Raw genomic sequence first — 14,875 nt, forward strand, 5'->3', positions numbered from 1 at the left:
CGATATCTCTAATTATATATCCTGTGACTTGTTTTCCTCACTTTGTGTACTCTTCTTTAATCTCGTCTATAATAGTCGGTATATGTTATAATTCAGATAATAAATAACGGATTTGGAGGGATTGACTTGACTCTTCTGGAAGTGAGGAATCTTCACGCTGTTCTTGCTGAGAATAATGAAGAGATATTGAAGGGAGTGAACCTAACCGTTAGGAGCGGAGAGATTCATGCCATTATGGGGCCTAACGGAAGCGGGAAATCCACCTTTGCAAATGTGCTGATGGGCAACCCAAAATACACAGTGACCGAAGGCACCATGAGGTTCATGAACAAGAACATATCAAGATTGTCTGTTGACGAGAGGGCTAGGCTAGGCATCTTTCTCTCTTTCCAACAGCCGCAGGAAATATCCGGAGTCAAGCTCAGAAGTTTTCTCATGGCTGCCTCTCAGAGCTTTGGGAACAAAACGCCTTTGCTTAAAATGAGTCAGGAAGTTGACAGATTGGCTTATAATATAGGTTTGGAGATGGAACTCATAGATAGGTATCTTAACGTAGGTTTCTCTGGTGGAGAGAAGAAAAAGGCCGAAATAGTTCAAATGTGTTTTTTGAAGCCTAAGTTGGCTATCCTTGACGAAATCGATTCCGGGTTGGATATAGATGCACTCAAGAGCATCGCTCGATCCATCAATGAATTCAGATACTCGGAGAACGCGATTATTCTGATCACACATTACAAAAGGTTGCTTGAACATGTGGAGCCGGATTATGTGCATATCTATGTAAATGGAACGATGGCAATAACTGGAGGTAAGGAGCTTTCAGTAGAAGTTGAAGAGAATGGCTACGAGGGGATCTTTGGGTCAGCAAAGGGGGCCTGAGGATGCGAAAAGAAGGATTAATCGACAGTACAAGGTTCGATTTTAGTTCAGATTCCAGGTACAGGTTTGTTAGCGAAAGAGGATTCAGGGAAGACCTAATAATCGATGTCTCGAAAAGGAAAAGCGAGCCTGAGTGGATGCTTCATAAACGCCTTGAATCTCTGAGAATCTTCAACTCTTCGAGAGATCCTGAGTTTGGAGTTGATACAGAAAGTCTAGACCTAAGCAGGATAATCTCTTATCTAAGTCCCGATGCAGACAAGAAGAGATCATGGGATGATGTGCCTGAGGAGATCAGAGAGACATTCGACAGATTAGGTATTCCAGAGGCAGAGCGGGAATCGTTTGCAGGGGTAGGAGCTCAATATGATTCTGAGATAGTGTATCAGAATATCAGAAGAGAGCTTGAGGGTCTCGGCATTGTCTTTTTGGATATGGAGACGGCTGTTAAAGAGCATTCGGAATTGGTCAGGAGATATTTTATGAAGGCGGTTCCACCTGGCGATCACAAATACGCTGCGCTCCACGGGGCCGTCTGGAGTGGAGGTTCTTTCGTATATGTTCCCAAAGGGGTGAAGGTACCGCTCCCGCTTCAGGCATACTTCAGAATGAATGTGGGGGGCAGCGGACAGTTTGAACACACGCTTATCATTGCTGATGAGGGATCTGATCTTCAGTTCATTGAGGGCTGTTCTGCACCGAGATTCAACGATCTGAACCTCCATGTAGGAATGGTAGAGATATTCGTTCTGAACAAAGCCAGGGTCAAGTACTCGACTATTCAGAACTGGTCGAAGAACACATTCAACCTCAACACCAAGAGAGCGATCGTTGAGGAAGATGGAACAATCGAATGGATATCGGGCTCTCTTGGAAGTCTGAAAACAATGTTGTATCCTACATCCGTTTTGAAGGGAAGAGGTGCAAGAGCCGAGCATCTTGGGATAACTTACGCCGGTCCCGGTCAGCATATGGACATTGGATCCAAAGTGATCCATCTTGCTCCTGAAACCAGTTCACTTGTAGATGCTAGAAGCATAAGTGCGGGTGGAGGCTGGGCCTTCTATAGAGGTCTACTAGAAATATCTTCAAGAGCGAAAAACAGCAGGTCTTCAGTTCGATGTACGGCGCTGATGATAGACAACGATTCGAGATCCGACACAGTTCCGATCATTGAGGTAATGAATGACTCAGCAGAAATCGGCCACGAGGCGAGAATAGGAAGATTAGGGGAGGATGAAATATATTATCTCATGAGCCGTGGTCTGAGCGAATCGGAGGCTAAGGCAATGATTGTTAGGGGATTTATGGAACCCGTATCGCGCCAGTTCCCTGTGGAGTATGCGGTGGAACTCAATAGATTGATAGATATGGAGATTGAAAGCAGTATTGGTTGAGGTGACTACGATGGAAGTAACAACTGATTTCGTTCACAATAATTACAAAATGGTTAGACCACCCAGAAGAGAAGAGGTTTCAGTTGGGGATTTTGCCGATAGAGACTTGCTTCTCACCGCAGATTTGGCTTCGCCTGCGATGTCTGCTTTCATTAGCAACAGGTATTCCGAATACAAGAAACTGTCATTTCCTTTATGGAAGCGGTTTAAGTTAACTGGAATGACCTTGCCTGACATCTCTGTCAGGCATCGCACGAAGTATACAGATCCAAATGCAAAACCCATGATCTCTCTTAGCAGCGACGAAGTAGAACTTCTTGACAGGCTGGATTTTGAAGGTTCTGACAGAAAACTTCTCTTGCTTGGAGACATTTGCTTCTCTGAAGGTACAATGATCTCCGTCCCGCCTCGAAAGAGAGTAAGCAAACCATATGTGATTCCGTTTAGTAGGGACTCAAGAATTATGAACAACCTATTTGTTTCTGGGAAGGGCTCGTCCATAAAGTTAGTCATAGATAGCACGTCTTCAGGTAACTGGCTTCTCCAGAACAACAGGTTTCTTATCAAGGAGGATTCCACTGTGGAGGTCCTTTACATAAATAGAATGACTGAAAGAGGTTATGGGTTTTCGAACAACCTGTACTTTCTGGAGAAGAACGCTAAGCTAAGAGTAGTTGAGGCGAGTACGGGAAATGCCTCAATGGCGGTTTTCCATATGGTTCTCCTCGAAGGTGAAGGTGCGCAAGCATCTGTAGAACCTCTATTCGTTGCTCGCGGAGATACTGTTCTCGATATGCATTATGTGGTGAAAGCAATTTCGCGTAACTCGGAAGGCATGATTTCCGGATCAGGTGTTCTCCTTGACAACGGGAGAAGCGTCTTCAGAGGAACATTGGACATGAGGAAAGGCGCAAAGGGATCAAAAGCAAGTGAACACAGCAGCGTCTTGATGCTCTCTCAAAAAGCTAGAGCAGATACGATACCATCGCTGCTTGTAGGAGAAAGTGAAGTAGAAGCTTCTCATGCAGCGACCGTAGGATCTGTAGATGAACAAAGAGTCTTCTATCTAATGTCAAGAGGGTTTTCCAGAGAACGGGCGATCCGATTCATTGTTCAGGGAACTTTTGAGCCCGTACTCAAAGAGATCGACAAGATCTTTCCTACCTTCACGGGGGTGGTAAGAAATGAATTCGCAAAAGAAGTCTGAACCCATGGTGAAAGACCTTAGAAGAGATTTTCCGATTTTCCGTAATCATCCGTCTCTAGTGTATCTGGACAATGCAGCCACAACCCATAAACCCTCGTCCATAATAGATCTTGTAAAAAGTTTCTACGAAGCCGAGAACGCTAACGTTCACAGGGCGGTATATCCTCTTGCGGAAAGGGCTACCAGTCTTTATGAGTACAGCAGACAAGAAATAGCACATTTTGTCGGGGCTGACCAAGATGAAGTAGTCTTCACAAAAGGTGCCACCGAGAGCCTCAGTCTTCTGGCTGCTTCGCTTGCCTCCTCAGGTGAGTACGGGACCTTCGTAGTTCCAATAATCGAACATCACAGCAATTTCCTCCCATGGCAGTATTACGCCCGGAGAAACGGGTTAGACTTTGTGGCTCTGCCCGCCGTTGGCGCAGAGTTATCGGTTGAAGATTTACATAGGTCGCTTCGGGATATCGAAGGACCTTTCGTTTTTTCCATCGGTGGCTTGATGAATTCTACAGGTTACAGGACTCCCTTTGAGGAGATTACGGAGATTGTCCATTCTCTCGGTGGGATTATTGTCATCGACGGAGCTCAACTAATTCCTCACGAGAGTTTCGATTTCAGAGAATCGAAAACGGACTTTCTTGTCTTTTCCGGACACAAGATGCTTGCCGAAACCGGTATCGGTTGCCTTGTTGGTCGATCGAGCCTAATAGAGGAGCTTTCGCCTTTAGTTCTTGGAGGAGGAATGGTCAACCGTGTTGATGTTGAAGATTCCTCTTTCTCGGAGGGGGTCTCTAAACTCGAAGGGGGGACTCAGAACATAGCGGGCGCGGTCTCCCTTGCCGGAGCAACAAAGTATCTCAAAGGGATTGGCATGAAGTGGATAAATGATCACGTCTCCTATCTTACGAATATCGCAAGAGAGAGATTGGCGGAAATACCTGACTTAACTATTCATAGCCCATCATCGAGCCATGCCATACTGCTGTTTTCTCACAGGAGAATACACTCTCATGATCTCGCCGAGTTCCTTGGTAGAACCCAGAACGTTGCCGTAAGAAGCGGCCATCACTGTGCACAGTTGCAGATGGGTGCTCTTGGAGTATCTTCGGCATGCAGGGCGTCTCTATATCTGTATAATACCCTTGAAGATATCGAAAGGCTTTTTGAGGGAATAACTAAAGCGGAGAGGTGGTTCTCGTGAACTTCGAGCAGCTTTATGCCGACTTCGTAATGCATCACTATAAGAACAGCATGTACAGAGGAGTTCTGCCGGACTCTACATGCAGTGTAGAAGGATCGAATACGTCTTGCGGTGACTCGATCATCATTCATCTCGAAGAAGGCGAATCCACGATTCAGGCAGTGAGATTTGAGGGCGAGGGCTGTGCGATCAGCCAGGCATCGGCTTCAGTCATGGCTGAGATTCTCGAAGGCAAGACTTATGACGAGGCCCGGGAGATAGTTGAGAGTTTTGAAAAGATGTTGCGAGGGGAGAGCTTTAACGAATCGCTGATTGGTGATGCGTTATTCTTTCAGGGACTGAAGGATCACCCGATGAGAGTCAAATGTGTGAATCTGCCCTGGAAGACGGTAGCCAAAGCTCTGGCTTTGATCGAGCAAAAAAAGACCGGTGCATAACACCGGCTATACTCTGCGCTGAAGTAACCCTACAGTTTGATTATACACTTATTGGTCTGTAGAATCAACTTTTTTGTCTCTCTCCGCCAGATACTTGTCCAGTTTCTCTTGCTCGTTGCTGAAAAAGTAATTCTTCGGGTTTTCTGCCATTTTCGTAACTTCGCCAAAGAGAGAATCTAATACGCCCATAAGCATCTCTCGCTCATTTTCACTGAATTCAGTCTTCAGCGCTTGCTTAACTTTTTCTTCATCTGTTCTATCACTGGTGTCGCTTTCAAGTGCTTCAAAAAGCCTCTCTAATAACTCGTCAATATTATTCACTATTCTCCTCCTGATCGAGAAAGCCTCATTATGTACTTACCTAGCGAATCATTGTTAGTCTTAATCTCACTGACCGTGCCTTTCTCTAACGCACAGAGAATTGCCAGGGTTACTTCTTCGGGGTTCTCGTTCGCTTCTTCTTCAAGTGTATCAACGTCGGTTCCGCCATACTCAGAAAGCTTCGCGATCCTAAGCGCAAAATCGAAACTCAAATCCTTTAGCTCTTCAAGGTACTCATCTATAAAGGAGTCGGTTCTGAAGGGCAAGCCCGAGAGTACCCATCTCTGAACGTACAATAACGTCCTGAATATCCCGGTAGTCTTGCCACTTCCAGATATAAGGAAGGCCATAAGGTATGAAAGATATTCTTGCTGAGAAGGATAAGCTTCCAGTAGAGAGATAAGTTCTGTGAAGAAACCCATTTCAGCCAAAGTAATCTCCCTGATTTCCTTTGGGATAGTTCCTTCAGAGAACGCAGAGATCCTTTTGGTTACTTCGGCATTGTCAAGTTCAGAGAGCAACCCAGTAAGAGATTCAACGTTAATCTTTCCCGATTCGATCAAGTTACAAGTCGAAAAGTCTTTGCTGAGAAACCGTCCTCTCAAGTACCTGTAATAAGACTCATTCAGTGTGTTTTCGAAGACAAGCTCTCTCTCAATAACTCCCTCTGACAAATACTTATGAAGCAGCAGAAGCGTCTTGAGCTCGAGGTAAGTATCATCGAGCAACTCGAGTGCAACGTCGTACTCGCCCATCATGTCAAGCACACGTGATTCAAACATCAGAGCTTTTTGATCGGCGGTGTTGTTATAGTAACTTCGGCAATGCGAAAGAGAGTCCTCGAGCATTCCCATATTTTTCTCATTGATCGCGAGTTCGTATAGGACATCAGGGTTCCCGCTTATGGCATAGGCTGTCTTTAGGTCTTCGTAGGCTTCATATAGCTTGCCCTGTCTAGCCTTCGAAAAGGAGCGATTGTAGAAGCTCCTCCAGTCTTCATTACTACCGATGCTTTCAGTGAACGTCTCTTCTGCCAAGGCAAACTTTTGAACTTCGTTTAGGATAACACCCTTTCTCAGCAGGATATCCGAATAAAGGGGGAATCCCTTTCCTATCTTTCCGGCTATCTCCAACGCCTCATTGTACTCTCCCTTAGAGATGAAGCAATCAATTACTGCGACAAAAGGAAGGGCAAACTGCCCTCCAGACACTTCTATTGATTTCAAGTAGGAGGCAATTGCATCATCAAATTCCTCTTGAGACTGGAGCAGCCTTCCGAGTTCAAAGTAACCGATGTAGAATTCATCGTTCATCTCAATAGACCTTCTCAGTTCGATTTCGGCAAGTTCTGTTCTTGCCTCTTCCCTAAACATCAATCCTCGATAGAAGTGATATCTGTAATCCTTCTTTATCTTGCCTGCCTTATCTAAATACTCCTTTGATTCCCCGATAGCCCCAGAGTTCAAAGCTCTTTTGAAGGCCTCGAAGTAGTAGTAGAGCAGATAGGATTCGTAGTAGTCATCTCGTTCGATCTTACATTGGGCTTCAAGTCCCCTGATTATTATGTCTAGTTCTATCCTGTCCCTGTCTGCGATTTTCTCCAGATCTTCTGCAAGGACGGGAAGCTTCACCGGAAGATTGTTCGCCTTTGCCATTTCTGGCTTTATTGGAAGATAGATTAAGACAGTTTTGTCCTTCAAAAAAAATCACCAACCGCTTTCTGCTCTCATTTGCTACAAACTCGCACATATTGTATAATACCAGAAGAGCGATAGAAGATACAGGAGGTTTTCTTGATGGTTGTTCTTGCTTATGCACTTATTTCCCTGCACATTGCAATAAGTGTAGGACTTGGAATTGCTGTGATGCTGCAGATGTCTAAGTCTGCAGAGCTCGGTGGAGCTTTCGGAGGTGGTGCTTCCCACACTATGTTTGGAAGAAAGAAAGGTCTGGATACCATGGGAAAGATAACACTTGGTCTTGCCATAGGATTTATGGCAAACAGTATTTTGATTGCATTTGTAGTTTCCAGAGCATTTGGCGCTTAGGTGGTAGAGTTGTTGAACCCTGAAGAACAGTTTAAGGAGCTTTCGAAGAATCATGTTTCACTAATTTCTGAAGAAGAGCTTCTTGGAAAACTTAAGAATAAGCGGTCGTTGAGGGTTAAACTGGGAGTTGATCCATCTAGACCGGACTTACATCTTGGTCATGCGGTGGTCCTGAGGAAGCTTCGTCTCTTTCAGGATTTCGGGCATCAAGTGGTGTTGATCATCGGAGACTTCACTGCGAGGATCGGCGATCCTTCGGGTAGATCAAAGACCAGACCTATGCTTTCAAGAGAAGAAGCGAAATTGAACGCTGAATCCTACAGCAAACAGGCGTTCAGGATTTTGGACAGAGATCGCACCGAGATTAGGTTCAACTCTGAATGGCTTGACCCAATGAGTTTTGAGGATGTGATTCGTCTTTCTGCAAAGTATACTGTGGCCAGAATGATGGAAAGGCATGATTTCGCCAGGAGATACGCTGATAACGAACCAATTGGTGTCTCGGAATTTCTCTATCCTCTTGCGCAAGCTTACGATTCTGTCGTTGTTAAAGCCGATGTAGAGATCGGCGGTGATGATCAATTTTTCAACCTTGTTGTTGGCAGAAAGATACAGGAAGAGTACGGACTTGAGGCTCAGGCAATTCTCACCGTTCCTTTGATCGAAGGGACAGATGGAAAGCTGAAGATGTCGAAAAGCTACGACAATTACATAGCTTTTGATGATTCTCCGAGGGACATGTTTGGCAAGGTTATGTCAATTCCAGACTCGCTGATGTCAAAGTATTTCAGACTGTTAACCGATAAAAGCGATCGGGAGCTTGAGGAGATAGATAAGAAACTCCAAGATAAAACAGTGAATCCAAGAGATCTGAAACTAGAATTGGCTGTGGAGATCACTTCTCAGTTCTTTGATAGAGAGATTGCCGAAAGCTCAAAAGAGGAGTTTATAAACATTTTCCGAAATAAGGAGCTTCCTGAGGAGATGCCGGAAATAAAACTTTTGGAAGACAGTATTTCAATTGTCGATCTTCTCGTTTCTCGTGCTAAGATTCAATCAAGAAGCGAAGCAAGAAGATTGATAGATCAGGGTGGAGTGAGAATAAATGATCAAGTACTAGACGATATCCATTCAGTTCTTGAGATTTCCGATGGTGATGTTCTTAGAATCGGAAAGAAGCGTTTCTATCGCCTTGTTAAGTGCTGAATACTCTTGAATATAGACGCATTTTTACTGTATAATTAATACGTAGTTTGCTGTAGAAAATGACAACATTTTGAAAGGGGGTAGGATCCATGAAGAAGCTTTCTATACTGGCACTTGTCGTTGTTGCTTTTGCAGCCCTAACTCTGGGTGTAGAGTACAGCGATTTGTCAGAGAATCACTGGGCCTACGATAGCGTTATTAAGACGACATCCGGTGGATTGTTCATTGGTTTCCCTGATGGCACATTCAGAGGTACTGAATTTGCTACGCGTTACCAGCTTGCCATGACTCTTGCCAGGTTCATGGATTATTCTGATGCCGGGGATGCTAAACTTCAGGAAGTGGTATTTTCCCTCACTAAGAAAGTTGCGGGACTCTCCCTGGAGATCTCTGACAACAAGAAGAATTTGGTTGACTTAACGGCGGAACTGAGGGCTCTTGAAGCAACTGTCGCATCTCTGAAGCAGAGTACAGTAACAGGGGATTTCGTGTCGCTAAAGACTTTTGACGACACAGTTGCATTTCTTTATGATGAGATCGACAGACTCTCTGAGGAAGCAGTAGGCGCAAATGAGGGTATTGAACTCATTAATGAGAATCTGAAAGCGTTGACAGGCGTTCCCTCGGACATTGAGGCTCTAAAGAATAGGGCCACCGACCTTGAAGTAACGGTTAAGCTCCTCGGACAGGCGATTGCCAACATGAAGAAGAATGAAACTGCTCAAGAAGCAGATTTCGCTGCGCTTGCCTCAAGGGTCGATGTTTCCGAAAATGTTATCAATAGCTTGACTTCTGACCTATTTGCACTAAGGAGAGGGATGGCTACGAAGGCTGACCTTGCCGATTTGGAAGCGAGACTGACGGGCGAAATGCCTGATCTTGAGCCTTTCGTGACCAATGAGGAGTTAAATGACAAGCTTTCGGTAATGTACACGCGGATCCTCATGATTCAGGACAGCATTGCCAAGATGCCCGAAGTCAAGTACTACGACTCAGAGATAGTTAAACTGGAGTCGGCTATCTTTGATGCGGAAGAAATGCTAGAAGTTGCTTTCGATCAGGTTGACTTGAACATTGCAAGACTTGACGACTTGGACGGAAAGCTTGCTGAAATTAAAGCAGATCTCTCAACGAAAGCAATGGCGAGCGATGTCGATCCGATTAAGGCAAGAGTAACGGATCTCGAAGTAACAGCTAAGATGCTTAGCAATGCTGTGATGGCTGCGAATAAGCGGATTGCAGAGTTGAACTATGTGACTCCTGATCAGCTGACAGCAAAAATGAATTTCCTTTACAAGAAACTTGGACTCACAGAAGAGAGACTGAAGGCAGAGATCGGAATTCTCGGTAATGAGCTATCCACGCTGAGAAGGGACGTTTCCGACAACTACGAGATGTTAGAAGTCGCCTTCGATCAGATTGATGCCAACATCGCAGTTCTTGACGAACACGCCGATATGATCGCTTCTATCGAAGGTATAACAACTTCTCTTGAGGGAAAAGTTGGAGTACTCGAGGAAGAAGTCGACAGTCTGAAGAGCATTACCAACACAATGGCCATTCAAATGTTCAAGCTCGACAGGAACAAGGCAGACAAGACTGCTCTTGCGGCTGCAGAAACGAGGATTTCTGCTCTCGAAGAGAACGACGTGGCCTTGGAAAGCAAGATATCGGCTCTGGAAGAGATACAGAAGCAGAATGTGATCAATACAAATGCAGCTATTATTCTTTCTTTTGTGGCACTTGCATTTGGAGCGGTAGGGTTAATCCTGAAATGATCTCTCTGTGCAACTTAGCAACACGTGTGTTTGCTTTTGTTACATGAAATATGGTATATTTACGTTATGCGCATCACCAAAAACCAAAAACACTCTTATAAAGGGGGTAAGTGTGCATGAAGAAGCTTGTTGGAATCTTAGTGGTACTTCTGGCCATCTCGGTTGCTTTCTCTGCTACCATAACTTTGAGCCCTAAACTGACAGGGACACTGATGGGTCATGTTAAACTTGATAAGGACGGACTTGATACCGACCTTTCTGTTGGCAAATTGTCAGTTACTTTCGGTGCGGCTCTGACCGGGCTTCCCGCGGAGCTCACAGTTAATTTCTCTTTCGAAATGGCTAGCGGGACAAATGGTACTGCAAGTCTGAATTACTTCACTGTCGAGAATGACAAAGCAGCGGCAAGTTGGTATAAGGCTAAGTCGCTTGCTACCGGCGATAACAGGTTGAACTGGTTCGCGTGGTACGACAATGACGCAGCAGATAAGACTTTCGTCCTTGCACTTAAGGAACTCGGTCTTAGCTTCGCAACTCAGGAAGGCGCCACTGACAAGATAGCAGTTAGGGGTTCATGGGATATATTCTCTTTTGCCGCGCAGACTGGTCTTACGGCTCTTAAGTGGAGCGAAGATGTAATTGCCGAAGCAAAGGTAACTCCATTGGCAGGTCTGGTGATATCAGGTGGCGTGAAGGCGACGGATCTTCTAGGTGCAGCTACATTTAATTATGTAGTAGATGCAAGTTATGAGTTCAGCATTGGTCTGCTTTCACTCAATCCTTACGCAAGATATTCAGACGCAAAGGGTCAGTATGTTGGTCTTGGCATTGGATACGGGATTGGCATATTGGAAATTACTGCCGATGTTAATTATGACATTGCTGCAAACTCTATCGCAACTTGGATACAGCCGGTTATTTCCAAGTCTGGAATCGGTTGGGCAGGCGTGAAGTTTGGTTACGATTATGATGTCGGAGCCGCAACTCAAGCCATGACTCTTGGTTTCTTGGTCAAGTCTCTCGACTGGGCGGTTGACCCTGTGACACTTGATGTGTACGTAGGTTCAGGAAAGTTCACTACGAAGAATGATGGTAATAAGACTGGTTTCGGTTACAAGATCGTTGGAGATGTCCTGGCCGACATGAAAGATATATCTGTTTTGGTCGAGGCCGGACTTGATCTGGTTATGGGTGGGTTCAAGCCAAGTCTATCCGTTATCGGTGGATACTACTTCCTGGATGAGACAAAGAAGCTTGCTCTTGACCTTGCATTCCCGTTGTTCGAGCTTCCTGGACTAGTGTTCAATGCTGGTGTCGATGTCTTTGATGCAGCAGACAGCTGGTTTGCAGGAATCTTCTACAGCTATAAGTTCTGATCGTTGTTAAATAGAGGCCGGCCCAACATGGGCCGGTTTTTTTTGAGGTGATCGTATGCGGGGCATTTACATCTTTCAGGGAAACCTTTTGATGATAGTTGCGGTAGTCATTGCACTCTTATTTGGAGGTGGGCAGGTTGTCAATTCTTTGCTGGAGGGAAAGAGCATTGATATAGACATTATGGACTTTCTCTTTCCATTTGCTCTGTTTATTACCGGTTTCTTCCTTCAGTATTGTTCTCTTGCTAAGAGAATTGCTCTGCCGATCTTTGAAGAGCTGCTGCTTGCCGCCACTCTGTTTCTATATATCAGAGAGAGCCTTGCAGGAGGCTTCACCTGGTGGCTGACTCCTCTGAGAGACTACATCCCCTCTTCTCTTGCCTTTACGATTATTGGCTACCTGTTGCCGGGAGTAATCGTCTTTGTCATGGCGGCGCTAATAGTACTTATGATAATAGTCTCTGGAGAAAAGGAGGAGGAGTAGAGAGGCTAACTTTCAAGAAGAGTATCGCTTTGGCCTGTGAACTGGTGGAAAACAGGAAATAATCAGACTTGACTTGTTCGAGGAGTGATTGTGAGAAACATCTATCACTCAATGATCGACTTCATCTGGAAGTCTGAGAAGTCGAAAGTTGATGCTCAATCGATTTTGAACGCTTACTTGTTAGGGCTTGTAGAATTAGCAACTTTCAATAATGTGATTACAACTATTGTCAGACTATGTTGGTGTTTTACTTCCGATAAGACTCCCCCGGCTGCTATGATCTCACTTAATATTGAAAAAAGGTCGAAGTAACATTTCAACTAGCTTCAATACTTCTTAGAAGACCGATAGAGTTTTCAGAAAAAGTACTTTCTGAACCAGTATAGGTTTGTGGATAAGGATCAGCCCTTTCTGTCTGTTGAAAGAGAGGTGATTATCTTCATCATTAGGCAGATCAATAAGATGACTGAGATCGTTTATGTATATGAAGCCAAATCTTATTGGGACAATTATAAGAAACAGCCAAGGAATTAGCAGGTGTTGTTGGAAAGATAGCCCCCAAACAGGTGAATTCATTCCCCCTAAATTGGATCCCAGGCAAGCAGCTGTGAGAGATCCGAGCTTGACTGCAGGATACTCGGTCGCTCACTTATACTGGACAGTATAAGTGATGATGCTCACTTTATCAAGATTCTTAGCAGCAAGCTATCGACTGGACTGGACTGCAATATGCTTTCTGGATAAAGGTAATCTCTCCGATTATGTCAGGGATTCCCGAAAGAAAGCAGAAAAATTCTTCACGGATGATGGCCTAATCTCTGTCTTAAGACTACCTCTTTTTCATTCAGAATCTGCATAACTAGGGTTTCCTGAAAAAGCACACAACGCGCATGAATAGTGAAGTACAGGCGAATAGTGTGGTATAATGGTGCAAGGGAAAACAAGGTATAGACTCAAAAAGCTTGCACCGAGGTGATGACGAAGATGTTTCTGAGGAGACATAAAGAGAACCAGATGGAAATGGTTGGATTCGGAGGATCACTGACAAGAGTACTGTCAAAAGAGAATCAATGGGTTCGACTGAGTGAGATCATACCGTGGAAAGAGATTGAAGACAGATATGCTAAATTGTTTGCAGACTCTGGAATGGGAGCACCTGCAAAGAGTGCAAGGATCGCATTTGGTGCACTGGTAATACAGGCGATGAAGAACTACACCGATGAAGAGACAGCAGCACAGGTTGCGGAGAACCCGTATTTGCAGTATTTTCTGGGAATGAAAGAATACCAGGTGGTTCCATTGTTTGACGCATCCATGATGGTGCATTTCAGAAGGCGCTTTGGCTTTGAGAATGCAAAAGACATCAACGACATGATCATACAATACATCCAAAGAGCTGAAAGACCAACAAAAGAAGAACCGCCTTCATCCAGAGATAACGATGGCGACATTACAAAACAGAACGACCAGGAAAACACGCAGCAACACAACGATGAATCCAGTCCCAACAAAGGGACGTTGTTACTGGATGCTACCTGTGCTCCCAGTGACATACAATATCCCACCGATCTGAGGCTGTTGAATGAGGGGAGAGAAAAACTTGAAAGAATCATCGACACCCTCTACAAGGCAGATCAACGAGAAGACAAGCCAAAGAAGCCACGAACATACAGAAACAAAGCCCGCATGCAATACCTGGTTGTGGCGAAAAAGCCGAAGTTACGAGCTTTACAGATGCGAAAAGCCATAGGGAAACAACTGAGATATGTCAAAAGAGACCTGAAAATCATCGAAGAGATTTTGAGACAACAATCACAAGACACATTGAACCAGAAACAACGAAAAGAACTGGAAACGATCCGAACACTTTACAATCAGCAAAGCACGATGTACCAGACAAAGATTCGCAGAATCGATCATCGAATAGTCAGCATCAGTCAACCACATATACGCCCTATCAAGCGAGGGAAGAAGAAAAGCCCCACGGAGTTCGGAGCCAAGATAGCAATCAGTGTAGTCAACGGACTTGCTCAAATTGAAAAGCTGAGCTGGGAGAACTTCAATGAAAGAGCAACCATGAAAGAAAGCGTAGAACGATACCGCCAGACTTATGGTTACTATCCTGAAGTGGTGCTGGTGGACAAACTGTATCGTAACCGTGAGAACATACGTTATTGCCAGGAAAGAGGGATAAGGATTACCGGTCCGAGACTGGGAAGGAAGAACCCACAGATACAGAAAGAAGAGAGAAAGATCATGATACAAGATGCAAGAGTGAGGAACGCAGTTGAAGGCAAGATTGGAGAAGGAAAGCGGAAATATGGACTGGGGCTTATCCGGGGAAAGGTGAAAGAAACAAGCGAAACCATGATCGCTTTTGCGATGATTGCAATGAACCTTGCCCGCTGGTTGAGGGGCTTATTTTTTTTCATTTTTCCGATGGCTATTCTGGGGAGAAATCGGAGGGATTCGGAGCAATTTCGAGGGTGTTCCTGGTCAAAATCCACATATTGTGAGCCAACTACTACTCTCTTGAACATG

13 protein-coding genes and 1 pseudogene are annotated in these 14,875 nt (G+C 44.7%); 12 read left to right on the forward strand and 2 right to left on the reverse strand.

What is annotated here, in order from left to right; all coding sequences use genetic code 11:
• Positions 1-126: 126 nt before the first annotated feature.
• From sufC to sufU, 5 genes are read left to right on the forward strand one after another with little or no spacing between them, the layout of a single operon-like run.
• Entirely contained in the window at positions 127-879 is a 753-nt protein-coding gene (gene sufC / locus Q502_RS01185; protein WP_099829119.1) for a Fe-S cluster assembly ATPase SufC, read from the forward strand.
• A 2-nt stretch (positions 880-881) separates the two neighbouring features.
• Complete coding sequence (gene sufB / locus Q502_RS01190; RefSeq protein WP_099829120.1) at positions 882-2,276, forward strand: Fe-S cluster assembly protein SufB; 1,395 nt, start codon at positions 882-884, stop codon at positions 2,274-2,276.
• A gap of 10 nt (positions 2,277-2,286) precedes the next feature.
• Entirely contained in the window at positions 2,287-3,483 is a 1,197-nt protein-coding gene (locus Q502_RS01195; protein ID WP_099829121.1) for a SufD family Fe-S cluster assembly protein, read from the forward strand.
• Positions 3,461-4,684, forward strand: coding sequence for an aminotransferase class V-fold PLP-dependent enzyme (locus Q502_RS01200; protein ID WP_099829122.1), 1,224 nt, complete (start codon positions 3,461-3,463; stop codon positions 4,682-4,684). Before Q502_RS01195 ends, Q502_RS01200 begins: the two co-directional genes overlap by 23 nt.
• Complete coding sequence (gene sufU / locus Q502_RS01205; protein ID WP_099829123.1) at positions 4,681-5,121, forward strand: Fe-S cluster assembly sulfur transfer protein SufU; 441 nt, start codon at positions 4,681-4,683, stop codon at positions 5,119-5,121. Before Q502_RS01200 ends, sufU begins: the two co-directional genes overlap by 4 nt.
• A 48-nt stretch (positions 5,122-5,169) precedes the next feature.
• Here the strand turns inward: sufU and Q502_RS01210 are convergent, their stop codons facing one another.
• The gene (locus Q502_RS01210; protein ID WP_099829124.1) at positions 5,170-5,442 is read right to left on the reverse strand and encodes a chromosome segregation protein SMC; all 273 of its coding nucleotides are present in this window, start codon (positions 5,440-5,442) and stop codon (positions 5,170-5,172) included.
• On the reverse strand, positions 5,442-7,142 hold the full coding sequence (locus Q502_RS01215) for a lipopolysaccharide assembly protein LapB (RefSeq protein ID WP_099829125.1): 1,701 nt from the start codon (positions 7,140-7,142) through the stop codon (positions 5,442-5,444). Before Q502_RS01215 ends, Q502_RS01210 begins: the two co-directional genes overlap by 1 nt.
• A 96-nt stretch (positions 7,143-7,238) precedes the next feature.
• Here Q502_RS01215 and secG point away from each other — a divergent pair, with 96 nt between their 5' ends.
• The 7 genes and pseudogenes from secG to Q502_RS01255 all read left to right on the forward strand — a co-directional run.
• Entirely contained in the window at positions 7,239-7,490 is a 252-nt protein-coding gene (gene secG / locus Q502_RS01220) for a preprotein translocase subunit SecG (protein ID WP_099829126.1), read from the forward strand.
• A gap of 12 nt (positions 7,491-7,502) precedes the next feature.
• Complete coding sequence (tyrS, locus tag Q502_RS01225; protein ID WP_099829127.1) at positions 7,503-8,696, forward strand: tyrosine--tRNA ligase; 1,194 nt, start codon at positions 7,503-7,505, stop codon at positions 8,694-8,696.
• Positions 8,697-8,785: 89 nt separating this feature from the next.
• Entirely contained in the window at positions 8,786-10,474 is a 1,689-nt protein-coding gene (locus Q502_RS01230; protein WP_099829128.1) for an S-layer homology domain-containing protein, read from the forward strand.
• A gap of 116 nt (positions 10,475-10,590) precedes the next feature.
• Entirely contained in the window at positions 10,591-11,850 is a 1,260-nt protein-coding gene (locus Q502_RS01235) for a hypothetical protein (protein ID WP_099829129.1), read from the forward strand.
• A 55-nt stretch (positions 11,851-11,905) separates the two neighbouring features.
• Positions 11,906-12,334, forward strand: a complete 429-nt coding sequence (locus Q502_RS01240) for a hypothetical protein (protein ID WP_099829130.1) — start codon at positions 11,906-11,908, stop codon at positions 12,332-12,334.
• Between the two features lie 90 nt (positions 12,335-12,424).
• Positions 12,425-12,646 carry a hypothetical protein gene (locus Q502_RS01245; protein ID WP_099829131.1) on the forward strand — a complete coding sequence of 74 codons (222 nt, stop codon included), beginning with the start codon at positions 12,425-12,427 and terminating at the stop codon, positions 12,644-12,646.
• Positions 12,647-13,318: 672 nt separating this feature from the next.
• Positions 13,319-14,803, forward strand: a pseudogene (locus Q502_RS01255) (IS5 family transposase); the annotation flags it as partial.
• Positions 14,804-14,875: the final 72 nt, after the last annotated feature.

The sequence above is a fragment of the Mesotoga sp. Brook.08.YT.4.2.5.2. genome (assembly GCF_003351125.1).
Classification (GTDB): domain Bacteria; phylum Thermotogota; class Thermotogae; order Petrotogales; family Kosmotogaceae; genus Mesotoga.